Here is a 23,934-nt window from a genome sequence, read left to right on the forward strand (position 1 = left end):
TAAGCCTTGACTCAACCTCAGCCAGTGACAAAGAACCTGCAAGAAACTCACCTAAATCGCGCTCGTGCTAGTCTCAGACAAGCGCTATCTTGGTATGGCAATATCCGCAAACCCGGACAAGTATCATCAAACTCACAATTAGCGGGTTTGGTAAAGCCAGAATTGGAGGCTTTGACTGCCACTCTCAACAAACTAGACTATAACGTGATTAAAATTGCCGCCTTTGGTTTGGTTAGTCGTGGTAAGTCGGCGGTGTTGAATGCTTTGCTAGGACAAAAGATTTTGCAAACTGGCCCGCTTCATGGCGTGACTCAGTATCCTCGTTCCGTACGCTGGAATGTTGGTGACAAGGTGCAGGTGGAGTTAATTGATACGCCAGGATTAGATGAAATTGCTGGAGAAGTGCGATCGCAGATGGCGCGGGAAGTTGCGCGTCAAGCTGATTTGATTTTGTTTGTAGTTGCTGGTGATATTACTCGTACTGAATACCAGGCTTTGTGCGAATTGCGGCAGGCACAAAAACCGCTGATTCTCGTGTTTAACAAAATAGATTTGTATCCAGATACAGACCGAGAAAAGATTTATAAAAATTTGCAACAGTTGGGTACAGGCAATGTTCAAGCTAAACCCTTACAGCCTGATGAAATTGTCACGATCGCAGCGGAACCCGCACCTATGGAAGTGCGTGTGGAATGGCCTGATGGAAATGTGACTTACGAATGGGAGACTCCACCGCCACAAGTAGACGAACTCAAACAAACTATTCTCAAAATTCTCAACCGTGAAGGGCGATCGCTTATTGCTTTAAACGCACTCATTCAAGCAAGAGAAGCAGAAGAGGCGATCGCTTCCAAAACCATCGACGTACGCCAACAAGAAGCCGAAGATTTGATTTGGCAATTTACTAGATATAAAGCTGTGGCTGTAGCACTCAATCCCATCGCCTTTTTAGATATCATCGGCGGAACTGTAGCGGACTTGGCGTTAATTCGTTCCCTGGCGCGGTTGTATGGTTTGCCGATGACTGGTTACGAAGCTACAAAGCTTTTGAAAACGATTTTACTGAGTTCTGGTGGCTTGCTACTGGGAGAATTAGGTAGCAGTTTACTGTTAGGGTTAAGTAAAAGTACGGCTGCTGTTGCTGCCGGTGACAATCCCAGCCATATTACTGCTTATGCAGGCAGTGCGATCGCTCAAGCTGGTATCGCTGGCTACGGAGCCTTTGCTGTTGGCAAAGCTGCCCAAGTATACCTCGAAAAAGGCTGCTCTTGGGGACAATTAGGCGCTAGCACTGTCATTGCAGAAATTCTTGCTGAAGTGGAACCAAATACGATTTTGTATCGTTTACGCCAAGAGTTAGGACGAAACTTGGGTATGGTGGATGAATGACTTACTTCAGTTCCCTTTAACGCTTATACTGTCTAAAAATCGAGGTTAAGCGCTGATGTTGTCTTAACCACTCTTTACAAACTTCTTCAGCAAGTTGTTTCTCATTATCGCTTAAAAGCTCATCTGGTTTTTCAGAAGCTAAAATCTTCGCGACTTTAGCCGCTCTTTGGTAATCTACGCCATACTTGACTAGCTCTGTATGAAAAAATTCCTCTTTCTCTTTAGAAAACATTTTTAAATCAGTAACTAGGTGTGTGTTAACTTTTTTATATAATTTCTAAAATTTATGAATCAATCACTTCTTTCTTTGGATAGATTCAATAATTAATTTTCTCTAAAGTCAGCTGCTGCTGATTTCGTCATTTGCTGAATAGCCTCTAAATCTGGCGGTGCTATCTCATTATCCATTCCCAGCCACAAAAGATACTCAATATTCCCGGCTGGGCCAGTAACAGGCGACCAAGTTAAACCTTTGTACTTCCATCCTAACTCTAGAGCAGCTTGCAACACCTGAATAATTGCCTCAGCATGGTCTTTTGGATCGCGTACAACTCCTTTTTTGCCTACACGATTTTTCCCCACTTCAAACTGAGGTTTCACCAGCAACACCGCCTCACGAGGAGGTTGAGTTAACCGCCACAAAGCAGGCAAAATTTTAGTTAACGAAATAAACGAAACATCCACCACTGCTAAGTCAGCGTAACCCTCCCCTTGTGAAGACAAGGGGGATGTACCATAGAGTTCATCTGGTGTAAGATACCGTAAATTCGTGCGTTCCTTCAAAATCACCCTTGGGTCGTTACGTAACTTCCAGTCAACTTGTCCGTAACCAACATCTACGCCATAAACTAGCTTTGCCCCAGCTTGCAGGAGACAATCAGTAAAACCGCCTGTAGAAATACCACCATCTAAGCAAATCCGCCCTTCTGGAGCAATAGCAAACTCTTGTAGCGCCTTAGCAAGTTTCTCTCCACCGCGCGAAACAAAACGCGATCGCTCTTTAACCTTAATCTCAGCGGTTAACTCAACCTCCATCCCCGGCTTGTCAATCAGCTTACCATCAACAGTCACTTCACCCGCTTGAATCAGCCGCTGCGCCTGTTGTCTTGAAGAACATAAATTCTTTTCTACCAATAAAACATCCAATCTTTGCTTAGCCAATCTTCTTTTTGTGCCCTTTGCGTTCCTTGTGTTTCATCAAAAAAACTAACCTCCCAGGCTTGAACTTCGCTAACACAACATCCCATCAGAGTGCGCTGACAAAGCTCCAACCTCAGGAGGCTTGATCTATCTTAGACCAACTAGAGCAGGCAGTATGCCTGCCTTTGTTGAATTACTAAATATCCTTCTCGCTCAATTCACTGGTCATATAGTCAAACGGCTCATCCAAAAAGCTAGTATTAGTAACACCAGCCGCTGCTACTTGTTCTTTCACAAGGTCTTTCATAATTTGGATACCGCGAACAGTAGGGCCAATAGGAACCCCTAGAGAATTATAGGTTTCCCGCAGACCTTGCAAAACCCGCTCATCTAGCACATCCATGCTACCAGCAACGATGGCATAGGTAGCATAACGCAGATAGTAGTCCATATCGCGCAAACAAGCCGCATAGCGACGAGTCGTGTAGGCATTGCCACCAGGGCGAATCAACTCTGGCAGTTCTTCAAATAATTTAGAGCCAGCCTGCTTGACGATTGCCGCTGCATTTGCATTAATAGCACCTGCGGCTTGCACTCGTGCCGTTCCACTTTCAAAATAGGACTTGAGGCTGTCGATCGCATTGCGGTCAAAATACCGTCCAGCAACGTCATAATTCTTAATTAAACTTGTGACTGCATCCCGCATTCCTTTATCTCCCAATCGTTACTATCTATGGTTTGATATTAATTTGACTGCTGCTACTTTTTGTGCCACTGAAATATAAAGAAGCTCCGGCACAAAAGCAATCTATGCGCTACTTAAGGATTCTATGCCAAAGTTGCCCCCAACAGATGAACTATCAAGTTTTGTACACATGTTTAGGAAAGGTAAATATAACCTGTAATCTTGACATTCTGTAACAAAAACTACAAATTTTGCCTGTTTTATCTCTTTAGGATATTCCAGGTGTCTTTAAGATTTAGGTTCAAACTAGTAGGGTCAGCGTGCATTAACATTGTGGTTTACTGTACTTAAGATGTCGGCAGAGAAGGAGTAACCATGACAACCCCACAAGACGTCCTGAAGATGATTCGGGACAACAATATTCAGATGATCGATCTGAAATTCATCGATATGCCAGGAATTTGGCAGCACCTGACAGTATTTCACGAGCAAATCGATGAAAGCAGTTTCACAGACGGCGTACCTTTCGATGGTTCCAGTATTCGGGGTTGGAAAGCCATCAACGAATCAGACATGGCAATGGTACTCGATCCAAACACTGCCTGGATCGACCCTTTCATGCAGGAACCAACTCTTAGCATCATCTGTAGCATCAAAGAACCGCGTACGGGTGAATGGTACAGCCGTTGTCCTCGCGTAATTGCTCAAAAAGCGGTAGACAATCTAGTTTCTTCTGGAATTGGCGATACAGCCTTTTTTGGTCCCGAAGCTGAATTCTTCATCTTTGACGATGTTCGCTTTGATCAAAACTCCTACGAAGGCTACTACCACGTAGACTCTGTAGAAGGTCGTTGGAATTCCGGTAAACAAGAAAGCCCCAATCTAGGTTACAAACCGCGCTACAAAGAGGGTTACTTCCCTGTTTCACCCACAGATACCCTGCAAGACATGCGGACAGAAATGCTGTTGACAATGGCAAAATGCGGAGTTCCAATTGAAAAGCACCACCACGAAGTTGCAACTGGTGGTCAGTGCGAATTGGGCTTCCGTTTTGGTAAGTTAATCGAAGCAGCGGACTGGCTGATGACTTACAAGTACATCATCAAGAACGTCGCTAAGAAATACGGCAAATCTGTCACCTTCATGCCCAAGCCTGTCTTCCAGGACAATGGTTCGGGGATGCACACCCACCAATCTATCTGGAAAGACGGTCAACCCCTGTTTGCAGGCGACAAATACGCTGGGTTGAGTGAAATAGCATTGTACTACATTGGTGGTATCCTCAGGCACGCACCCGCACTTTTGGCAATTACCAACCCCACCACTAACTCTTACAAGCGTCTTGTACCTGGTTATGAAGCACCTGTGAACTTGGCTTACTCCCAAGGTAATCGTTCTGCTTCTATTCGTATTCCTCTGTCTGGTACTAACCCCAAAGCCAAGCGTTTAGAGTTCCGTTGTCCTGATGCTACTTCTAACCCCTACCTAGCATTTGCTGCGATGCTGTGTGCTGGTTTGGATGGCATTAAGAACAAAATTCATCCTGGTGAACCTCTAGATAAAAACATCTATGAACTCTCTCCAGAAGAACTGGCTAAGGTTCCTTCCACTCCCGGTTCTTTGGAATTGGCATTGGAAGCACTAGAAAAGGATCATGCTTTCTTAACTGAACCAGGCGTGTTTACTGAAGACTTCATTGAAACTTGGATTTCTTACAAGCTGGATAACGAAGTCAACCCCATGCGCTTGCGTCCTCATCCCTACGAATTTTCTCTCTACTACGATTGCTAATTTTAAGAAATTGGTTAGTAGTTAATAGTTAGTAGATAGTAGTTCGTTGTCAACAACTAACAAATAGCTATTTGAGAGCATAAATTTAGCCACCCAAGCTGGGTGGCTTTTTTGCTGGTTGTTTGTTGGTAGTTGTTTGTAACTACCACCTAGCAACTACCAACTACCAACCACCAACTATTTAGCTCATCGCAGCATTGCTGCGGTCATAAGTAATTCGAGCGTTGGGGTCTATTTTCCCTTGAGTTGGATTCCAGTAGTGAGACATTTCTCCAGGAAGACCTAGTTCTTCTCCTGCACGTTCCAGCATCGATTGCTGACGATTCTTGATTAGCTGATAATGACGCATCATTAAGGCACGAGCTTTGTCTTGGGTAGACATACCAGAGTCCTCTCTCTTGTTTTATTTAATTGATTTGTTTCTTCCTCTTTAAACTTATCACACTAAATTCTGTATCAGAAGTTACGAAATGATACATTTTTATAAAACTTAATATTTCCAGTCAGGCATAATTCAGATGAAAAGGAATGGCAGGTATTGTTTTACTGCAATCCTCTATTTGCTTAAGTCTAAATACGGATAGATAAACCATTCTTAAGGCTAATGTATGTATGGTTAAAATTATTAAAATTAGATAAATAAAAGTAAACTACACCCAAGCCATTTCATGTCTGACACTTTAACAAAGCTGACTTATCAAACTTTTCAGCAGGGCAAAAACTACTTTGGTTTGGCTCATAAAATGTTAAGTACGCGCTTGATGAACATCATCTCTCCCGCGCAGCGGCAAGCCAAACCTATTCCGAGCGAAATTTTAGTTAAAGTTCAAGAGAGACTGAATGAACTACTAGAAGTTGATTGGCAAGATGCAGAGCGGGGTTTATATCCCAAGAGCTTGCTGTTTGATAATCCCTGGGAAGACTTTTTCCGCTACTACCCTGTAGTATGGCTAGATTTACCTCTAATCTGGGAACGAGCTAAACAAAAAAGATATCAAGAATTTTCCCCAAATGTGGATACCGCTGGTTATCCCAGTTACTACATCCAGAACTTCCATCATCAGACAGATGGTTACTTAAGCGACCTTTCGGCAAATTTATATGATTTGCAGGTGGAAATTCTGTTTGGCGGCTCAGCAGACGCTATGCGGCGGCGCATTCTTGCTCCACTGAAGCAAGAACTGAATAGTTTTGCTGATGTACCATCTCGGCAAATACGTGTTTTAGATGTAGCTTGTGGTACAGGTCGGACTTTAAAGATGATTCGGGCGACTCTGCCCCAAGCATCGCTGTTTGGTATAGATTTGTCACCTGCTTATTTACGCAAAGCGAATGAATTGTTAAGCCAAATTCCAGGGGAATTACCGCAACTATTACAGGCGAATGCCGAAGAGTTGCCCTACCTGAATAATTATTTCCATGCCGTAACTTCGGTTTTCCTTTTCCATGAGTTACCAGCAGCAGCGCGTCAGCGGGTAATAGAGGAATGCTACCGGATCGTAAAACCAGGGGGAGTATTTATTATCTGTGATTCTATCCAGATGAGTGATTCTCCGGAAATGGAACCGCTAATGGAAAACTTCCATGAAACTTTCCATGAACCCTACTATAAGCATTACGTCACGGATAACTTGGTAGAGCGTTTAGAAAAAGCAGGGTTTGAGAATATTGAAACGCAAGTCCACTTTATGAGCAAGTATTTAATTGCTCACAAACCAATTAGATAAGGAGAAGAAGGACAAGGGAAGGAGGACAAAACAAGTCAAAAGTCAAAAGTCAAAAGTCAAAAGTAAAGATTCTAATGCGTGATTTTTGACGTGATACTTTTGACTTCCCTAAGGGTGTTTCCCCCTCTCCCTTGTCTTCCTGGTCTTACCGTACTAATACCAATTTGAAAAAAGAATGCGACAAATAGACATTGTAGAGACGTGCCATGGCACGTCTCTACATCAGGATGTGTTGCAAACATTTTTTGAATCGGTATAAGTATCGGTGAACGCTGAATCGATGCTCTAAGATGGGCTAGTAGTTGCGTAAAAATTTATTGTCAGAGGCTCTGTAAAAAAAATACGAAATCGAGCATTTGTCAGCAATCCTAATAAAATTCTTGATTTCCCCATGCAGGATACCAGTTGCTCAACACATGAAAAAGCCTATATATGAGAGTAAGGGAGTTGCTTTCAGGCTCTTTCCCCAAAAGAAATCACGCATAAAACCTAAATGGGATGTGCCTGCGCTAACTGGTAGATGAAGTGACACCCTTTATTAATTAAGTTAAAGCTTGCGATGGGAACTTTTTGCTGATTTGAGGAGTAATGGTGCTTGCGATACAGATGCTAGCTGAGTTTGCCTTCTGTTCGCAAGGGTTGACGACCCTTTATCTACACAAAGATGACTGATGAAACACAGAGCTATTGCCTGACTTTGTTGTGTCTCAACTGTTATATACTTACTGGAGAAGGTGTGTAACAGATGTTAAACCAAACATCCTGTTTGACCGTACTCTGATTCTTTTGCTACCTACAAAAACTAGTAACCCAACAAGTTGCATTAAGTATGCAGTTGTTAAACAACACGTGCATCGCTGAGCTGTTGTTTTAGCTCTCTGCGCTCACCACCCCTAGCAGGACGGTTTTTGGGAGTATTGCCTTTTGACGAAGATAGCAACAGTTCTCTACCCCGTCCACTGCCCCGATAAGGAGACTTGGGAGGTTTAGATTTTGCCGAGATCAATTGTTGGGAACCAGAGGTGGATTGCAACATATCGAACAAGGAATTTGTAACTGTTTGGCTGTTTATAGCCATACAACTCAGTAGCAGACCGGTAATCAAAAGTGAAATAACAGCACGCATATCGGATGTCTATTTTAGAACTCTCTACTTCACTGATACTGAGTTGCTTTTAGTGCATCCGGACAGTTTGGTAAAAAAAGTATTGTTTTTAACTGAAAAAAATACTTTGTTCAGATATCGATATTTTCCACTAGTAACCAATTACCTGCATAATTGAGTCGCCCCCAGATTTTGAGCAGTTGCAGATGGGGACAAGTTTGTAGCTGCTCATCTACGTGCGATCGCAAAGTCACAAGCTGCCAAGTTTGTCCTTTGTATGGTGCTGGCGAGATGGTAGTGAATCGGTAATATTGCTGAGTTAGACGATGAAAATTACCCGTAAAAAAGTTAAAATTTTGTGATGGTACGGTCTTGCTATTGCCGTAATAGTACTGAGAATGCTGTGAATAGGAACAATCGCCACTACCTGGATAGGCTTCTGGATTATTTAAGTAGTAGAGTTGCCAGTGTAACCAATCAGCATGTGTGGGTGGTAAGTTAAATAACGGCACTACTGCCGCAGGCGAGAATTGATCTTGTAGTAAAGCTTCTTGCAGCACTCTTATCGGTAAATCCCTTGGTTGGCAATTTAACTGTACGCAAATAGCAGCAGCCATTCCCGCAGCTTGACCAATACCCATGACTACAGGTTGCAATCTGGTTGCTCCGTTAGCAATATGAGACACAGAAATATTCTTCTCACACACCAATAAACCGTCTGTGTCTACCGAAATTAAACAACTGTAGGGAATGGTAAAGGGAGTTCCCGTCCAACGACCTCCCCAGCGAATGGATTTCGGTTGCAACTGAAACTTGATACCAGGATAATGATGGTCGTTGGCGTAGTTACCAATGGCGATCGCATCTATATTTAACGCTGCAACCCTACCCCCTGCCATTGGCAAAATATCCTGTTCTTTAACAGTAGTTAATCCTACTAGGCGACGACTTTCCCGATAGTAGGGGTGTAAAGCATAAGCACCACCGCCGGGGGAGAGGGGGAGATGGGGAGATGGGGAGTAGGGGAAGACTTGATTTGCCAAACCGTAGCGACGACCGAGTTGAGTTTGGATAAAACGGGCGAAATTTTGGCTGTGCCAAAGGCATTCTGTTTGAAACTCACGCCGCGCTGTTTCTGACTCAATTAATCGCCCTACACCTTCACCATAGTCATTGCCACAAATGGGCCAATTCATCATAAACAGACCACCGGGCAAGCGACCGTAATTTAAAAACGCCTCTGCGCCATAGTCATCCCAAGCACCAACAAACAGCGCTGGGTTGTAGTTGGGTGCAGCCGGAATTTCTGGGGCAACGGCTTCACCGTAATCTTGCATCACCACTACCCAAGTGGGAGCTTGCACCGGATATTTATTGGTGAGAGAATTAAAATCAACTGGGGCGCTGGGTTCTCCCCACTCCGACTGCAACTCCCAGCCCCAGCGGTAAGGTATTTCAGCCAAAGCCAATAAATCTCCCAACTCCGTAGCATCAAGAATCACCTTGGCTTTGACAGTGAAATCTGCAAACCGGACAGCAGTTACACAATTTCCTTCTTTGAAAACTTCTAACGGCACATATCCGGAAATCCAAAGTAGATTTGGTAATTGCCGCACCCAATCTGCAAAAATCTCTGCCCCAACGCGCGGATCGTAACTAAAAAAGCTTACCCAGCTATTGTCTAATCCTCCTGGTTGTCGCAGCTGCAACTCCCGTAAAAATGCACCCCATAATCCCGTTTGAAAGGCTTCTAGTTCATTGCCATCTGGTGCAGACACACCAGCGGAACTCAGCATTCCCCCCAGCCAAGAAAATTCGCTGACGAGGATCGTCTTTGCCCCCCGCCGCGCTGCTTGGATAGCAGCAGCGGTTCCCCCTGTTCCGCCACCGACTACTAAGACATCAGCTGTATATGTCTGATTCACCATCTGTTAACTAACCTCGCTGGATTTCCGATATATTCTCACCAGCTAGCTTGGTATCAGACAAGATAATTTTGCTATTTTTCGGATATTTCGTTTAGTAACGAAAACTTAGGCGCTATCCAACTGTCAATACTTCCATTGATTGAGAATAACAAATTGATTTTTAAGTGGATAGCCTGATGTTTCTAGATTCGCAATTGCTTTCACAATTGCCTGATAACTCATATTCTTAGATGTATCTGAATCCTGATAAACTGCCAAAATTCCTGAATGGACTGGGTTTGCTTGATGTAGTTCCTGAAAATCATCACAATTGCGAGTAAGCACCACTCGCCCGTCTTGTCTAGCATAATTAAGCACGACTGAGTCTGAACAATTCATCAATCCTGCTGCATTAACTGTGATTACATCATGATCTGCTGCCTGAAGAAGATAGACCAAATACTTCGCTTGAGAATCCTCGTCAAGCAGCATTCGTAGACTCAAGTGAAACTCCTTTTTCTTCCAAGCGATAGCGTTCCTCGTCAGCTTCTAGTTTCAGTAGTTCCTGGTGACTCTCACAGTAATGAATTGCCTCGTGGATAGCAGATAATGGCAAATCCCAATTTTCGGCTGCTTCCTCTGGCGACATCTGATTAGCAATCATATCCTGCCAAACAGTAGAGGCTAGTAGTTTACGCCCTTTTATATAAAGCTGTTTGCGCCAAGGATGAGGACGAGCAACTAGATACTGCCAATTCTCAGTTTGGGATGTGTCTTGCAGAGATTGAATGATGGCACTAATAAGGGTGAGGCGATCGCTCACAGGGAGCTTACAGGCTTGCTCTTTAAGCTCTTGCAGGGACATGAAAACTACTCCAGTAGACGCTAATGTCTGAACTCTATTATGCTTAATCTAACAAAGCATAAGATGTGATGAGATGTTACGCCACCTTGATGCATAAGTACTTAGCAACAGTGGGTGTAAGATACTGCACGTCGATTGAAGCACTGCGTTTTCTGCTCTGAGGTAGGAATCTTCAGCATTTGGCATGGTATTGTTTAGGTTGCACTCAAAATTCTATGCAAAATTCTCCCTGCCGTCTTCTTTTAGAATTAAAAATGGGCAAGGTATCCACCGTCAACAGCTAAAATCTGTCCCGTGACATAGGATGCAGTTGGAGAGGCAAAGAACACAACAGCACCCGCGATTTCTTGGGGAGATCCCCAACGACCAAGAGAGGTTCGCTGCGTCAAGTTGTCAGTGCAGTGGCGTCTGGACAGAGTATATCTATAGTTTGCCAACAGCAGGAGATGACAACACAACAAGCTGCTGACTTTCTCAATGTTTCACGTCCCTATTTAATCAAGTGATTAGAACAGGGTGAAATTCCTTACATAAAGGTCGGCGCACATTGACGTGTTCGTTTTGAGGATTTGAAGAAATACAAAGAACAGCGAGATCAAAAACGTAGCCAAATTTTACAGCAACTAATCGAAATGAGTGAAGAAGCAGGTTTGTACGAGGACGAGTGATTACATATATTTACTATGCTCAATGTTCTCTTAGATGCCTGCGTGTTGTTTCCTGCATATTTACGTGATACTTCAAAAATCTCACAATTCATAGCCCAAATCACGCCCCTAATGTTAAATCTAATATCGTCGAGCGGTGAGAAATCAACGTGAAAGCACAAATATTTAGAGGCGTTAATCAACTTTCTTACGAAGATATACCCGTACCTACGCTGGAACCGGATGAAGTGCTGGTACAAGTGCGCGTAGTGGGTTTGTGTCAGTCGGATATCAAAAAAATTCGCTATCCGCTGTATGAACCGCCGCGCATTTTTGGACATGAAACTGCGGGAACCATTGCAGCAGTTGGCGCAGAGGTAAAAAATTGGCAAGTCGGACAACGAGTAGCAGTGATGCACCACATCCCCTGTATGCGTTGTGACTACTGCCTGAATGACAATTTCTCGATGTGCGATACCTATAAAAATATCTGCACGACAGCTGGGTTTGCGCCTAGTGGTGGTGGTTTTGCTGAGTATGTTAAGGTTCCCGGTCATATTGTCCGCAATGGTGGAATAATCCCGATCCCCGATAATATTAGTTTTGAAGAAGCAAGCTTTGTCGAACCAACTAACTGCTGCCTCAAGGCAGTGAAAAAAGCTCAAATTGCTCCTGGGCAAACAGTTTTAATTACTGGTGCAGGGCCTATTGGGTTAATGTTTGTGATGTTGGTGAAGTATTTTGGGGCAAAGGCGATCGCTACCGATTTAATCCCCTCGCGAATAGAAAAAGCTTTGCATGTGGGTGCAGAAGCGGCTTTTGATGCCCGTGACGCCGATCTACCAGCTAAAATTAAAGCACTCACCAATGGTTTAGGCGTGGATGTCACCCTGCTTGCTGTCCCCAGTGAAAAAGCTTTCTTCCAAGCTCTCGACTGTACCCGCAAAGGCGGTAAAATTCTGTTTTTCGCCGAGTTTCCTGATGAAGTAGAAATTCCCGTTAATCCGAATATTCTCTATCGCCGAGAAATTGATTTGATGGGCAGTTACAGTTCATCCTACCGCCTGCAAAGTCTGTCGGCTGATATTGTTTTTAATCGCCGCATCGACGTGCAGGCATTGATTAGCGATCGCTATCCTTTACAAGATTTATCAGCAGCTGTAGAGCGGGCGATCGCACCCACACCGGAAACTTACAAGATTTTGATTTATCCATAAGATTGGGGATCGGGGACTGGGGACAAGGAGGACAAGGAGGACAAGGAGGGATGGGGGGATGGGGTGATGGGGAGAGTCCAGTTTTATATTCTCCCCACCTCCCCATCTCCCACTCTCCCCCTCTTCCTTGTCTCCCCCCGATCCCCGATCCCCGATCCCCAATCCCTATTCCCTATGATTGTCATCGTCGTCTTACTAGCCTTCTATCTCGCTTTTAACCTGGGTGCAAATGATGTTGCCAACGCAATGGGAACCTCTGTAGGTTCCAAGGCTGTAACTCTCAAACAGGCATTAATAATTGCAGGTGTATTGGAATTTACGGGTGCGGTACTGTTTGGACATGAAGTATCGGAAACTCTCGCGACGAAAATTGCCAATCCCACTTTATTTGCCAGTACACCCCAAATGTTAGCGATTGGGATGATGACAGTGCTACTAAGTTGCGGTTTGTGGTTACAAATTGCCACTTCCTGCGGTTTGCCTGTGTCTTCTTCTCATGCGGTTGTTGGTGCGATCGCAGGCTTTAGTTGGGTAGCTTTGGGAATAGGTGCGATTGATTGGTCATCAATTGGACAAATCACCTTGGGCTGGATTGTCACACCGATAATCAGTGGTACAATTGCTGCTTTATTTTACAGTCAAATTAAGCGCTGGATATTAGAACAACCGCATCAATTACTACATTTAAATGAGTGGGTACCCTGGCTAAGTGCAATGTTGCTGGGGGTATTCGGTGTAATTGTTCTACCAGCAGTTACTCAACCGATCGCAAGTTTTTTGATTGCGGAAGTTGGTATAAAAATACCTGCTCACGACATCTCATTACTTGTGGGAGGAATTGCAGCGGTTGGACTTAGCTTCTACAGTTGGCGAGAGTTGGAGATGGGGAGAGAGGGAGATGGGGTGAAATCTTTCTCCCTATCACAAAATTCCCAATTACCTACCGTTGAGCGCCTATTCGCCAAATTCCAGTTACTGAGTGCTTGTTTTGTTGCCTTTGCTCATGGTTCTAATGATGTCGGTAACGCGATCGCTCCTTTAGCGGCGATCGTTTACATTCATAACACTGGCACAGTACCGATCGGCGGGATCGCTATTCCCATCTGGATTTTAGTACTTGGTGGCGCTGGCATTGTCACTGGTTTAGCTGTTTGGGGTAAAAAAGTCATTGCTACTATCGGTGAAAGCATCATTCCCTTACAACCCAGTAGTGGATTTTGCGCCGAACTTGCAACTGCCACCACCATCCTACTTGCCTCCCGCCTAGGATTACCTGTTTCCACTTCTCATGCTCTTGTTGGCGGTGTAGTTGGCATTGGACTGGTGCAAAACCCCAAATCAGTTCAATTTAAAACTCTCCAAGGCATTGCCACTGCTTGGCTTGTAACAGTACCCGTGAGCGCAGGACTTAGTGCTGCTATCTTTAGCATTGTCCGGATTTTAAATTTGGGATGAGTCATTTTGGGGTTTCCCTACACTCCTGTCAAAGTGTGAGTCTTGGCAATGGATTTTTCTTGGTGTCTTTGTGTCTTGGTGAGTCCAGCCCCCCAGAAGGCTTCTGCCTTTAGGGGGGACTGGCGTAGACGCCCCTTGTGGGCGGCTCAAGGTAGAGTACCCGTAGACGCGCAGCGGTAAACCAGCGCGGTCTTGGGGAGGCGCTCTATGTGCGGACGCAGGTTCCGTACATAGAGCGCCGTGGTTTCCCCCCACTCGCTGTTGGTGAACCCGGAGGGCTTCTCGCAGAGTAGGGTGGTGAAAAAAGAATGATTGAAACACTAAGACACTAAGACACTAAGAGGAAAATAGTCTTGTCTTCTAAGATTTGGATTCGTTTTTTACCCACCTTGACAAGACTACCTCTAGCGAACGCTAATTCTCTAAAATGCTCGTCTGGCGATCGCAAGACTATGTATTTTCCACAAAAATAGTTACAGTTACAAATCAATCCTTGATTGATAGGTAAACTGTCATTATATTTACATTCTTCCATGTTAAATGTATTTTTAGGAAACTCTGATAGGCAAAAAGTGGTTGGTGTGTCAAGGGGTCAGAGGTAATAAACTAATGGGACGATTTGAAAAGCGATCGCAAAACTCACGAGCAGGTGATCCATTAGCAGAAGCAGACACTGCTCTACGGGCTGTAACAGAAGAATTGCAAACTATTCAGCGAACCGTGCTTAAGTCTTTACAGGAAGATATTCAGCGACTACAAGCGGAGAAACTCCGTTTAGCTAATGATGTTCAACGTCTGCAACAAGAAAAAGAAGACTTACTTCAAGGTAGGCAATTCAGCGACTTGCAACCATTGTTGAGTCAGTTAGCACAAGTTTTGGCGAATCACATATCGTCACAACTAAAATCTTCGCTGGAAACTTTAGCTAACCAAGCTGTAGAAAAAGACAATGCTGTTGCAAATCAAGTTCTTGGCTCATTAGATGATACCCTTACCATCACTTTTAACACTTTGCAGCAGGAGGTAAAGAACTATCAAAATAATCTTTCCCAACAGTTGTCTCGGATGTCGATTCAACAACAGCAAGGGGAAGAAATCTTAGCAGAGTTAGTAAATCGTCTGCATGGAGAACTGGTGCGTGAAGAACTCACAACAACCAAAAAAGGAGCATCTCCGCCAACAGTAATCCAATTTGTATCACCTTTTGATGAAGAACCGACTGAGCAACAGCAAGATATTATTGCTTGGGAAGACAAACCAACTGAGCAACAAAACGAGCAACAGCAAGATATTATTGCTTGGGAAGACAAACCAACTGAGCAACAAAACGAGCAACAGCAAGATATTATTGCTTGGGAAGACAAACCAACCGAGCAACAACAGCACGTTTCTCGGGAAGTTGTCACGAAACTCCAACAAACAGATACTATTTCACAGCCAATAGCACCACAATCCAGTTTGCCCAAGGAGGCGATCGCAAATCATCTTCTGCCAACAAGAATAGTCCCCAAACGCGAAACTAGACCTCCTACTGCATTCGTACCAACACCACCACCGCCAGAGGAGTATACACCAGCGCCACCACCTTCTCGGGTGAGAAGGTCATCGATACCAGCAATCGGTCTATTGTTGGTCGTGTTGTCAACGGTGGCGACATCGCTTTACAACGTAGCCATTAAAGTGGTTTTTAACCCAGGTACTCTGATTTTTGGAGTATTTGAAGTCGAGCGTTTGCTACCGCCGACTTTGGGTAATTCTCTGTTAATTTTAATGCTCCGGATGCTAATAGTTGTACCGTTGATGTTAGTTCTGGCTCCCATGATGCATCCGCAAGTATGGCAAGACTTGCAAAGCTTAATCCAATTAGCACGAGCAAAATCTTCTACTGCCAATGCTCAAGCCAAGCAGCTGTTGTTATTGTCGATTGTGAGTGGATGCTTTTTATTTTTATCTCAGGTATTAATTTACATTGCCATTGGTCAAATAGCGGTTGGAATGGCAATTACACTGTTGTTTATCTACCCAGCCATTAGTGGACTATTGGCATGGTTTTTATTCCGAGATCAACCTAATTCCTTCCGCTTGAAAGCACTTGCTTGTATCTGTTTGGGTCAGATGCTAGTTTTGGCAGGTTCTACAACCATCGGCACGGGTAACGTTTTAGGTAGCACCACAGCCATAGCTTCAGGAGTCACTTTTGCTGTGTACGTAATTCTCACACGCATCTGTGCAGCCAAACTACATCCCGTCTCCTTTACCTTAATTAATTTCGCTACCGTGTTGCTGTTGTCCTTCATTGGTCTGATGCTACCTTTACCAATGAATTGGAGTTTGCTACTAAATCCTAACAACTTGTTGGAATTGATTTTAAGTGCTTTTATTTTGGGCGTATTCACTCTGTTTGGTTATTTATTCAATAATGTTGGTATTCGCAAACTAGGAGCCACACGTTCTGCAATTGTGGGTGCTACTATTCCTGCTTTAACAGTGATTCTTGCTGGGTTTCTTATTCAAGAAAACTTGCAACCTATACAAGTGTTAGGAGTTTTATTAGTAACTGGTGGTACGGCTGCTGTTAGTTATGAAAAAATGCGAAATCGGAACAAAGTTCCTAGGTCTAAAAATTAATATCAACTCGTACAAGAAGTCAGAGTAAAGAAGCCTGAGGAGGAAAGCCTATAAATTAAACTGTTGTTACCTTTTTCAACTCAATAGTAATTTTCACCACACTGCAATATTAAGAAGTAAAAAGTAAAAAGTAAAAAGTAAAAAGATAATACCCATAAATAAATTGAGGGGAAATAATCACGGACATATTATTTCTCGTGCTACGCATCTCGATTGGGAATATTTTCCCGATCGTTCCATAAATAAATAATGGTGAAGCGTGACCATTTTTCTTATTCTTTATGAGTGACTTTTAACTTTTAACTTTTGCCTTGTTTGGTCAAAAGTTAAAGAAAAAGCGAATTTTTTGTAAAAAAAAATTAAGCAAACCGCCTGTATGTATAAGCTAACCTGAGATTCATGAACTTTTTAGCGTGTGTGTAAATAAAAGTTTTAACAACAATGGTAAATTTGTAAATCTTTTTACATATGCACTTGAGCAAAACTGCTAAAATCAACAAAAATCTTTCTAAGAAATAAAAGGTTTTTTTAGTTTTGAACGATCACCTTAAATTGAGGACTATGAACTTCCCTCAAGCTAAACCACCATGTCACAGGGGCGTCACCAAAATTTTGCAAACGCAAGGCAGTTCGCTATACGCTGCGTTGAGTGTGAGACTGCTGAAGATACCACTTAGGTTGAATTTTCTGTTGTAGAACAGACATAGCAGAGGTTGCTGCAAAAGCTTAGTGCCCTTAGCTGACTTGCGATCTAACACCCTTGAGTAAAACTAAGTTATGGGTAACTTCCTCCTCGATAAGCGAGCAGTGCTGGAATTTTAAACAGCCAAGTAGTCATCTAGAAAGCTAGCAACGAGAGTGGACTATTGCTTTTGAGCTTATCCTTCCGCTTGTCAGTTCCAACTTTTGGTAAACAAGCCCCGCATATAGAACAACTGATTAGTTGGTTGTTGCACACAATTGCTCAAATCCCCATATTTGGGCAAAACTACTTGCAAAACTTCCGGCAAGTTAACTCTATCAAAATAGTTAATTCTGCCATTTTGCCAGAAAATACGGACTAAATGACAATTATGACTACCAACAACACTCATGCATAACGCATAATAGATCATCTGAGTAAAGACATCACTTTCAGTCGGGTGTATACTACATACTCTCCGTTGGCTGATAACTGTAAACGTGCTATTCAACTGTCTGTTATATGAGTAACGACGTAGATCTGATCAAACGCCTTGGCCCCAGTGCGATGGATCAGATCATGCTTTATCTGGCTTTTAGTGCTATGCGGACGAGTGGGCACAGGCATGGGGCGTTTTTAGATGCAGCCGCAACCGCAGCTAAGTGTGCAATCTACATGACCTATCTAGAGCAGGGACAAAACCTGCGAATGACAGGGCATTTGCACCACTTGGAACCAAAGCGAGTGAAAGCCATTGTCGAGGAAGTCAGACAGGCGTTAACTGAGGGCAAATTGTTGAAGATGCTTGGTTCTCAAGAACCACGCTATCTGATTCAATTCCCTTACGTCTGGATGGAAAAATATCCTTGGCGACCAGGGCGATCGCGCATTCCCGGCACAAGTTTGACTAGCGAGGAAAAAAGACAAATTGAGCAAAAATTACCGCCTAATTTGCCTGATGCTCACTTAATTACCTCGTTTGAATTTCTAGAGTTAATTGAATTTCTGCACAAGCGATCCCAGGAAGATTTACCCAAAGAACATCAGATGCCTTTGAGTGAAGCCTTGGCGGAGCATATCAAGCGCCGTCTGCTTTACTCGGGTACTGTGACACGTATTGACTCTCCTTGGGGGATGCCCTTCTACGCTCTCACCCGCCCCTTTTATGCGCCAGCGGACGATCAGGAGCGCACATATATCATGGTGGAAGATACCGCTCGGTACTTCCGAATGATGAGAGATTGGGCAGAAAAAAGACCCAACACCATGCGTGTTTTGGAAGAGTTAGATATCCCACGCGAAAAGATGGAACAGGCCATGGAAGAATTGGATGAAGTTATCCGTGCTTGGGCAGATAAGTATCACCAAGAGGATGGCATTCCAGTGACTTTACAGATGGTCTTTGGTAAAAAAGAAGACTAAAAGTCCAAAACATTCAGCATGGTCTTCAGATTTTCCTGGGGAAAACTCTTAGCTAGTGCCGTCGCAAGCCCCACACTACACAACAAGTACTTTTCAGTACAGTGTTGTTAGTGTGGGATAAAAAAATAGGTAAAAAATATATATCCTTGTAGATTGACACTCCCATATCTAAATGCCATTTTAGATTGGCGTCTGCTCAGGGAGAAGACGCCAATGCTTGTACAACAACATTAGACACTCCCGAATTTTGATCGTGGAGTAGCGAAATATTCATATCATGTCCAGTTGAACACTTATATTATCCGTTGAGGTCGGTAACAGATAGTTGGTAATGGGATGACAACTATGAAGCCGCATTCACAGTGGAATATAAACTGATTAAACGGACACTATATCATTTGTTGAGAGAGTATCAAGACAGTTGTTAAGCCAAAAACAATTAATCTTACTGGTTGTTTGGATTGCTAGGGTTTGGATTACTAGGGTTGAGATTGTTAGGAATAGTATTGCTGGGACTTGGAATACTAGGGTTGAGATTGTTAGGAATAGTATTGCCGGGGCTTGGATTAGTGGGAATTGGCTGAGTTTGAAAAGAAGGTTGAAAAATAGTATTACCTGTATTTGTAGGTATAAAAGAAGGTAAGAAGCCGCTAATGTAATCAGTTGCATCAATACAAGTATTGAGAGCCTGAATAGGAGCTAAATTTTCAATTTGCGATCGCAAACCCACCACACACTGAGCGTAGCGTTTTGGCAATAAACTGACACCGCAGTAATTTAAAACTTCTTTATTAACAGCCTCTTTAGTATTCTGGCTAATACCAACTACACATGTGCCTACATCCTCGGGACGCCATGATTGTCCACAGGTGGAGAGGGCATCCACTGCTGCTATGTCTGTCTCGCCCTCAATTTTAGCTACGCAAGAAGACAAATCCCGGGGACGCAATGCTCCTGCACAAGAACGCGAAGCTGCTTCCGCAGTAATACCCGCCCTCAAAAGTTGGGATGCACAAGCACTGTATTCATTTCCGTAGGAGGCACTGATAGCTGTAGCGGGTAAAAAAGTCATTCCTAACCATCCCACCACAGTCAATGCTGGTGCAGCAATACCAGCACCAGAGCGTAATTTAGCTCTTAGCATCATTTTGTGTGAATATTTGCTGTTTTTGTTTCCTAGCATGTCCGTTCTGCTCCAATCACCCAAAGTTATGCTATCTCATCTTTAAACTTTGTTCTCACCCAATTTGGCAGGAAGCTTTTGAGGAAGTTGCTATAAGCTATAATAATTATACAAAATATAAAATTTGTACAATTTGTTAAAAATGACAAATGCTGTCAGCGCAACAGAAGCTCGTGCCAATTTTCAGGAACTAGTTAATCGTGTTGAGTATGGAGGCGAACGCATTGTAATTGAGCGACACGGTAAAGCGGCCGTTGCCATTATTGGGCTAGAAGACCTCAAGCGTTTAGAAGCTCTTGAAGATGCCATTGATTCTGAACAGTTGCGCCGTGCTGTGGCAGAAAACGATGGATTTACAACGCTAGAGGCGATCGTTGCCCATCGTGAGAATGAGTGAACGCTATACTCTGAGGATTGCTAAAACCGCAGAAAAAGATTTATTAGACTTGCCAGCTAAACAGTTTAAGCAAGTAGTGTCAAAAATTTTTTCGCTACAAGCCAATCCTAGACCGCAAGACTACAAAGCCTTGAAAGGTTATGAGGGAGGCTATCGTGTTGATCAAGGAGAGTACAGAATTCTGTACACCATTGACGATGAGAACCAATTGGTTGATGTGTTCCGTGTAGGCAAGCGGAACGACGATGAAGTATACAAGAATTTGTAAATTTAACAGAATAAGCGATCGCTCTCGATTCCTGATACAATTATTTTTAGATGTAGCGAAAAATCCGCAAATGGGCTGGCTGCTGGCATTTGACGGTGTCGTGGAGGCTTGGAAACTCAAGCGATGACGACGGCACGCTGAGCGTTTGCAACCAAGAGCTTAAAACAACAAGTACAGTACGGCGAGACACGTCGAAACTGACTCTGATTGCTTCAGAGTAAAAGCTTGGATAAAAAAGCATCTTTGTCATAATGCGGGCAACTGCATTATTTTTGGATGTGCGTTTCTTGAACCAAGAATCCCTACCACTTTTGGTCAGGGAATGTCAAAATGATATGTCTGGGTAAAGTTGAAACAGGATTAGATTAGGAAGCTCATGTCCCGATACAGAGGACCACGATTAAGAATTACACGTCGCCTGGGGGAATTACCAGGATTAACTCGTAAAAGTGCCAGACGCTCTTATCCTCCCGGCCAGCATGGTCAGAACCGCAAGAAGCGCTCTGAGTACGCTATCCGTCTTGAGGAAAAGCAAAAACTCCGCTTCAATTACGGTTTGACAGAAAAGCAACTGCTGCGCTACGTACGGAAAGCTAGACGCGTTACTGGTTCTACCGGACAAGTGCTATTGCAATTGCTAGAAATGCGCTTGGATAATACGGTTTTCCGTTTGGGTATGGCTCCCACTATCCCAGCAGCACGGCAATTGGTGAATCACGGCCATGTTACAGTTAACGGTCGTGTAGTCAATATTGCCAGTTACCAATGCCGTCCTGGAGAGGTTATTGGTGTTAGAGACAGGGAAGCATCCAAGAAATTGGTGGAAGCTAACTTGCAATATCCCGGTTTGGCAAACCTCCCCAGCCATCTGGAGTTTGATAAAAACACCTTGGTTGGCAAAGTCAACGGCGTCGTTGAGCGCGAATGGATAGCACTCAGCATTAACGAACTGCTCGTGGTTGAGTACTATTCACGACAGGCATAATCGTCATTGGTCATTTGTCATTTGTCCTTTGCAAATGACAAATGACCAATGACTACCCCCCAATTTGGGACATAGTGCGCGTGTAAACACCCGCTGTTGTACCCGAGTCACGTTGCTTAAAATTAACTTCGGGTTTAATTGCCAATAATTGTCTTACCTGCTGCCGTAATTCGGCGGTACTGACACCTGCACGGAGAGCAGTTTTTAAGTCTATTTGCCCATTTTCATTCAATAAACACGGACGCAGCCATCCATCAGCAGAAAGACGCATCCGGTTACAGCGATCGCAAAAACACTCCGACATCTGACTGATAAATCCTAGCGTCCCTTTTGCTCCCGGAATTTGAAAGACATCGGCTGGCCCATTACCACGGACTTGGCTTTCTGTCAATCCCCAGCGTGCGCGAATGCGTTGGCGTAATTCTTCTGAGGAGATCCAACCGCGATCGCCAAATAATTGAGCGTTACCAATCGGCATAAACTCAATAAATCGGACATGCCATTGTTTTTCAATGGTCAACGCCGCAAGATTCAGAACTTCGTGGTCGTTAACATTGGGGATCACCACTACATTCAGTTTTAGGGGATCAAATCCCACATTGTAAGCTGCTTGAATACCATTCCAAACATCTTGCCAACGAGAACGACCGCGATTACCGATAATTTGGTCAAAGATGTCGGGGTAGAGAGAGTCCAGGCTGATATTAATTCGTCGCAATCCAGCATCATAGAGGCTTTGCGCCATTGGAGCGAGTAAAAAGCCGTTGGTAGTCATCGAGAGGTCTTGCGTTTGGGGAAGAGAAGCGATCGCCCTCACCAACTCCACTACACGTGGACGCAATAGGGGTTCTCCTCCAGTCAAGCGAAACCGGGTAAATCCTACAGGGATAAAAACCTCTTCAATAAGGGTAAGCAGTTCTTCATTAGTCAATAGCTGTTGCTTGAGGATGTAATCTAATTCTGCTCCCTCTGGCATACAGTATTGACAGCGGAAATTACAGCGATCGATTAAACTAATTCGCAGATAATCTACCTGGTTCATGATTTTATAATTTTATTTTATACCTGCATAACAAGTATTTTTTGTCAATTCATAAATACATTTTAGTTTGAGAATTTTACTTATACTCTTTTAAGCTAACGTGTATTCGATCTGGCATGATCGTTTCATCTGTTTCTAATTTTTTATGAATATTATAAAAACCCAGTTTCTAATAGAAACCGGGTTTGTTATCCCCACTCATGATTTTGCAACTCACCTATGTCAGAAAATATTACTCCCCCAATCACCAAGCCTCGCGTTCCGCATTTTTCCTCTGGCCCTTGTGCAAAACGTCCTGGTTGGTCTGTTTCTGTTTTGCAAAATGCTTGTGTAGGCCGCTCTCACCGCTCCGAGAGTGGTAAAGCAAAGTTAAAAGAAGTAATTGAGCGATCCAAGAAAATTTTGGGTGTACCCGCAGATTATCGCCTGGGTATAGTGCCTGCTTCCGATACGGGTGCAGTGGAAATGGCGCTGTGGTCAATGCTGGGAAAACTCCCCTTGGATATATTGGCATGGGAAAGCTTCGGTCAGGAATGGGTAAAAGATGTAGTGGATGAACTCCAATTAGCAGATACTCGCATCTTCAAAGCTCCCTACGGGAGTTTACCGGATTTAGCGCAAGTGGATTTTAGCCACGATGTAGTATTCTTGTGGAATGGAACCACTTCCGGCGTTCGAGTGCCGAATGGCGATTGGATTACCAGCGATCGCACTGGGTTAACTATCTGTGATGCTACATCGGCGGTTTTCGCGATGGACATACCTTGGGATAAGTTAGATGTAGTTACCTATTCTTGGCAAAAAGTCTTGGGTGGAGAAGCCCAGCATGGCGTCATCGTCCTTTCACCCCGTGCTGTAGAACGCTTAGAAACCTACAAACCACCACGTCCCCTGCCAAAGTTGTTTCGCCTCACTCAAAAAGGCAAGTTGATTGAAGGTATTTTTCAGGGAGATACCATCAACACACCATCGATGCTGTGCGTAGAAGATGCATTAGATGGGCTGATGTGGGCAGAAAGTATTGGTGGACTTACTGGTTTAATTAGCCGCAGTCAAGCCAATCTAGCAGCTATTGTTAAATGGGTAGAGCAAAGTAACTGGGCGGACTTTTTAGCTGAAAAACCGGAAACTCGCTCTTGTACATCAATTTGTCTGAAGATTGTGGATGCGTGGTTTACTGCCCTAAGTCCAGAAGAACAGGGTAAATGTGCAAAAAAATTGGCTAAAATCTTAGAAAAACAGGATGTAGCTTACGATATAGCTGCCTATCGGGCTGCACCTCCTGGAATCAGAATTTGGGGTGGTGCAACAGTCGAAACCGCAGATATTGAAGCCCTGCTACCGTGGTTGGATTGGGCATATGCGACTGTGAAAGCGGAAATGAAACAAGCAGCCTAGT

The 23,934-nt window shown here is 43.7% G+C and carries 24 protein-coding genes; 13 read left to right on the top strand and 11 right to left on the bottom strand.

The genetic code is table 11. From position 1 onward, the window contains the following. Positions 1–6: 6 nt before the first annotated feature. Complete coding sequence (locus tag HXY43_RS04110) at positions 7–1,389, top strand: GTP-binding protein (protein ID WP_290880360.1); 1,383 nt, start codon at positions 7–9, stop codon at positions 1,387–1,389. Positions 1,390–1,405: 16 nt separating this feature from the next. On the opposite strand, the gene HXY43_RS04115 is transcribed toward HXY43_RS04110, so the two are convergent. The 3 genes from HXY43_RS04115 to apcB form a co-directional block, all read right to left on the bottom strand. After that, complete coding sequence (locus HXY43_RS04115) at positions 1,406–1,621, bottom strand: hypothetical protein (protein ID WP_290880363.1); 216 nt, start codon at positions 1,619–1,621, stop codon at positions 1,406–1,408. A 92-nt stretch (positions 1,622–1,713) separates the two neighbouring features. Beyond that, the gene (locus tag HXY43_RS04120) at positions 1,714–2,550 is read right to left on the bottom strand and encodes a TlyA family RNA methyltransferase (RefSeq protein ID WP_290880365.1); all 837 of its coding nucleotides are present in this window, start codon (positions 2,548–2,550) and stop codon (positions 1,714–1,716) included. A gap of 175 nt (positions 2,551–2,725) precedes the next feature. Then, complete coding sequence (apcB, locus tag HXY43_RS04125; protein ID WP_290880368.1) at positions 2,726–3,235, bottom strand: allophycocyanin subunit beta; 510 nt, start codon at positions 3,233–3,235, stop codon at positions 2,726–2,728. A 354-nt stretch (positions 3,236–3,589) separates the two neighbouring features. Here apcB and glnA point away from each other — a divergent pair, with 354 nt between their 5' ends. After that, a complete protein-coding gene (gene glnA, locus HXY43_RS04130; RefSeq protein ID WP_290880370.1) occupies positions 3,590–5,005 on the top strand; it encodes a type I glutamate--ammonia ligase in 1,416 nt (471 codons plus the stop codon). Between the two features lie 181 nt (positions 5,006–5,186). Here glnA and HXY43_RS04135 read toward each other — a convergent pair whose 3' ends face one another. Beyond that, the gene (locus tag HXY43_RS04135; RefSeq protein ID WP_290880373.1) at positions 5,187–5,387 is read right to left on the bottom strand and encodes a hypothetical protein; all 201 of its coding nucleotides are present in this window, start codon (positions 5,385–5,387) and stop codon (positions 5,187–5,189) included. A 286-nt stretch (positions 5,388–5,673) separates the two neighbouring features. Between HXY43_RS04135 and HXY43_RS04140 the strand changes: the two genes are divergently transcribed. Then, positions 5,674–6,732: a class I SAM-dependent methyltransferase gene (locus tag HXY43_RS04140; RefSeq protein ID WP_026732390.1), complete on the top strand. Its 1,059-nt coding sequence runs from the start codon at positions 5,674–5,676 to the stop codon at positions 6,730–6,732. Between the two features lie 838 nt (positions 6,733–7,570). Here the strand turns inward: HXY43_RS04140 and HXY43_RS04145 are convergent. The 5 genes from HXY43_RS04145 to HXY43_RS04165 all read right to left on the bottom strand — a co-directional run bounded on the left by HXY43_RS04145 (position 7,571) and on the right by HXY43_RS04165 (position 10,998). Continuing rightward, complete coding sequence (locus HXY43_RS04145) at positions 7,571–7,810, bottom strand: hypothetical protein (protein WP_231510278.1); 240 nt, start codon at positions 7,808–7,810, stop codon at positions 7,571–7,573. Between the two features lie 158 nt (positions 7,811–7,968). Then, positions 7,969–9,765 carry an FAD-dependent oxidoreductase gene (locus HXY43_RS04150; RefSeq protein WP_290880378.1) on the bottom strand — a complete coding sequence of 599 codons (1,797 nt, stop codon included), beginning with the start codon at positions 9,763–9,765 and terminating at the stop codon, positions 7,969–7,971. Positions 9,766–9,888: 123 nt separating this feature from the next. Continuing rightward, positions 9,889–10,236, bottom strand: a complete 348-nt coding sequence (locus HXY43_RS04155) for a DUF5615 family PIN-like protein (RefSeq protein ID WP_290880380.1) — start codon at positions 10,234–10,236, stop codon at positions 9,889–9,891. Further along, positions 10,226–10,609, bottom strand: coding sequence for a hypothetical protein (locus HXY43_RS04160; protein ID WP_290880383.1), 384 nt, complete (start codon positions 10,607–10,609; stop codon positions 10,226–10,228). Before HXY43_RS04160 ends, HXY43_RS04155 begins: the two co-directional genes overlap by 11 nt. A 248-nt stretch (positions 10,610–10,857) precedes the next feature. After that, on the bottom strand, positions 10,858–10,998 hold the full coding sequence (locus HXY43_RS04165; RefSeq protein WP_290880385.1) for an SDR family oxidoreductase: 141 nt from the start codon (positions 10,996–10,998) through the stop codon (positions 10,858–10,860). A gap of 428 nt (positions 10,999–11,426) precedes the next feature. Here HXY43_RS04165 and HXY43_RS04175 point away from each other — a divergent pair, with 428 nt between their 5' ends. From HXY43_RS04175 to hetR, 5 genes are all read left to right on the top strand, one after another. Further along, positions 11,427–12,473, top strand: a complete 1,047-nt coding sequence (locus HXY43_RS04175; RefSeq protein WP_290880387.1) for a zinc-dependent dehydrogenase — start codon at positions 11,427–11,429, stop codon at positions 12,471–12,473. A 174-nt stretch (positions 12,474–12,647) separates the two neighbouring features. Next, on the top strand, positions 12,648–13,928 hold the full coding sequence (locus HXY43_RS04180) for an inorganic phosphate transporter (protein ID WP_290880390.1): 1,281 nt from the start codon (positions 12,648–12,650) through the stop codon (positions 13,926–13,928). Between the two features lie 609 nt (positions 13,929–14,537). Further along, positions 14,538–16,556, top strand: coding sequence for a DMT family transporter (locus HXY43_RS04185; RefSeq protein WP_290880392.1), 2,019 nt, complete (start codon positions 14,538–14,540; stop codon positions 16,554–16,556). A gap of 866 nt (positions 16,557–17,422) precedes the next feature. Continuing rightward, positions 17,423–17,620 carry a hypothetical protein gene (locus HXY43_RS04190; RefSeq protein ID WP_197036016.1) on the top strand — a complete coding sequence of 66 codons (198 nt, stop codon included), beginning with the start codon at positions 17,423–17,425 and terminating at the stop codon, positions 17,618–17,620. A gap of 140 nt (positions 17,621–17,760) precedes the next feature. Further along, complete coding sequence (gene hetR, locus HXY43_RS04195; RefSeq protein ID WP_026732380.1) at positions 17,761–18,660, top strand: heterocyst differentiation master regulator HetR; 900 nt, start codon at positions 17,761–17,763, stop codon at positions 18,658–18,660. A gap of 445 nt (positions 18,661–19,105) precedes the next feature. Here the strand turns inward: hetR and HXY43_RS04200 are convergent, their stop codons facing one another. After that, on the bottom strand, positions 19,106–19,807 hold the full coding sequence (locus HXY43_RS04200) for a hypothetical protein (protein WP_367161457.1): 702 nt from the start codon (positions 19,805–19,807) through the stop codon (positions 19,106–19,108). A gap of 178 nt (positions 19,808–19,985) precedes the next feature. On the opposite strand from HXY43_RS04200, the gene HXY43_RS04205 reads away from it, so the two are divergent. The 4 genes from HXY43_RS04205 (at position 19,986) to rpsD (ending at position 21,493) form a co-directional block, all read left to right on the top strand. Further along, positions 19,986–20,240, top strand: coding sequence for a type II toxin-antitoxin system Phd/YefM family antitoxin (locus HXY43_RS04205; protein WP_026732378.1), 255 nt, complete (start codon positions 19,986–19,988; stop codon positions 20,238–20,240). Continuing rightward, positions 20,233–20,508 (top strand): type II toxin-antitoxin system RelE/ParE family toxin, encoded by a 276-nt coding sequence (locus tag HXY43_RS04210; protein ID WP_026732377.1) that lies wholly within the window; start codon positions 20,233–20,235, stop codon positions 20,506–20,508. The genes HXY43_RS04205 and HXY43_RS04210 overlap by 8 nt, the downstream gene beginning before the upstream one ends. After that, positions 20,486–20,635 carry a hypothetical protein gene (locus tag HXY43_RS04215; RefSeq protein ID WP_290880396.1) on the top strand — a complete coding sequence of 50 codons (150 nt, stop codon included), beginning with the start codon at positions 20,486–20,488 and terminating at the stop codon, positions 20,633–20,635. Before HXY43_RS04210 ends, HXY43_RS04215 begins: the two co-directional genes overlap by 23 nt. A 249-nt stretch (positions 20,636–20,884) precedes the next feature. Next, positions 20,885–21,493, top strand: coding sequence for a 30S ribosomal protein S4 (gene rpsD, locus HXY43_RS04220; protein WP_290880398.1), 609 nt, complete (start codon positions 20,885–20,887; stop codon positions 21,491–21,493). A gap of 52 nt (positions 21,494–21,545) precedes the next feature. On the opposite strand, the gene moaA is transcribed toward rpsD, so the two are convergent. After that, the gene (moaA, locus tag HXY43_RS04225) at positions 21,546–22,535 is read right to left on the bottom strand and encodes a GTP 3',8-cyclase MoaA (RefSeq protein ID WP_290880402.1); all 990 of its coding nucleotides are present in this window, start codon (positions 22,533–22,535) and stop codon (positions 21,546–21,548) included. A 219-nt stretch (positions 22,536–22,754) separates the two neighbouring features. On the opposite strand from moaA, the gene HXY43_RS04230 reads away from it, so the two are divergent. Further along, complete coding sequence (locus tag HXY43_RS04230) at positions 22,755–23,933, top strand: phosphoserine transaminase (protein ID WP_290880404.1); 1,179 nt, start codon at positions 22,755–22,757, stop codon at positions 23,931–23,933. The last annotated feature ends 1 nt before the right edge of the window (position 23,934 follow it).

The organism is Fischerella sp. (assembly GCF_013388695.1).
Taxonomy (GTDB): Bacteria; Cyanobacteriota; Cyanobacteriia; order Cyanobacteriales; family Nostocaceae; genus PCC9605.

Bases quoted from the DNA above. Each gene is read 5' to 3' on its own strand.
- HXY43_RS04115 (WP_290880363.1), bottom strand. From the start codon at position 1,621: ATGTTTTCTAAAGAGAAAGAGGAATTTTTTCATACAGAGCTAGTCAAG.
- HXY43_RS04185 (WP_290880392.1), top strand. From the start codon at position 14,538: ATGGGACGATTTGAAAAGCGATCGCAAAACTCACGAGCAGGTGATCCA.
- HXY43_RS04215 (WP_290880396.1), top strand. From the start codon at position 20,486: ATGAAGTATACAAGAATTTGTAAATTTAACAGAATAAGCGATCGCTCT.
- HXY43_RS04160 (WP_290880383.1), bottom strand. From the start codon at position 10,609: ATGTCCCTGCAAGAGCTTAAAGAGCAAGCCTGTAAGCTCCCTGTGAGC.
- hetR (WP_026732380.1), top strand. From the start codon at position 17,761: ATGAGTAACGACGTAGATCTGATCAAACGCCTTGGCCCCAGTGCGATG.
- HXY43_RS04155 (WP_290880380.1), bottom strand. From the start codon at position 10,236: ATGCTGCTTGACGAGGATTCTCAAGCGAAGTATTTGGTCTATCTTCTT.
- moaA (WP_290880402.1), bottom strand. From the start codon at position 22,535: ATGAACCAGGTAGATTATCTGCGAATTAGTTTAATCGATCGCTGTAAT.
- HXY43_RS04210 (WP_026732377.1), top strand. From the start codon at position 20,233: ATGAGTGAACGCTATACTCTGAGGATTGCTAAAACCGCAGAAAAAGAT.
- apcB (WP_290880368.1), bottom strand. From the start codon at position 3,235: ATGCGGGATGCAGTCACAAGTTTAATTAAGAATTATGACGTTGCTGGA.
- HXY43_RS04200 (WP_367161457.1), bottom strand. From the start codon at position 19,807: ATGATGCTAAGAGCTAAATTACGCTCTGGTGCTGGTATTGCTGCACCA.
- HXY43_RS04230 (WP_290880404.1), top strand. From the start codon at position 22,755: ATGTCAGAAAATATTACTCCCCCAATCACCAAGCCTCGCGTTCCGCAT.
- HXY43_RS04145 (WP_231510278.1), bottom strand. From the start codon at position 7,810: ATGGCTATAAACAGCCAAACAGTTACAAATTCCTTGTTCGATATGTTG.
- glnA (WP_290880370.1), top strand. From the start codon at position 3,590: ATGACAACCCCACAAGACGTCCTGAAGATGATTCGGGACAACAATATT.
- HXY43_RS04140 (WP_026732390.1), top strand. From the start codon at position 5,674: ATGTCTGACACTTTAACAAAGCTGACTTATCAAACTTTTCAGCAGGGC.
- HXY43_RS04180 (WP_290880390.1), top strand. From the start codon at position 12,648: ATGATTGTCATCGTCGTCTTACTAGCCTTCTATCTCGCTTTTAACCTG.
- HXY43_RS04135 (WP_290880373.1), bottom strand. From the start codon at position 5,387: ATGTCTACCCAAGACAAAGCTCGTGCCTTAATGATGCGTCATTATCAG.
- HXY43_RS04150 (WP_290880378.1), bottom strand. From the start codon at position 9,765: ATGGTGAATCAGACATATACAGCTGATGTCTTAGTAGTCGGTGGCGGA.
- HXY43_RS04205 (WP_026732378.1), top strand. From the start codon at position 19,986: ATGACAAATGCTGTCAGCGCAACAGAAGCTCGTGCCAATTTTCAGGAA.
- rpsD (WP_290880398.1), top strand. From the start codon at position 20,885: ATGTCCCGATACAGAGGACCACGATTAAGAATTACACGTCGCCTGGGG.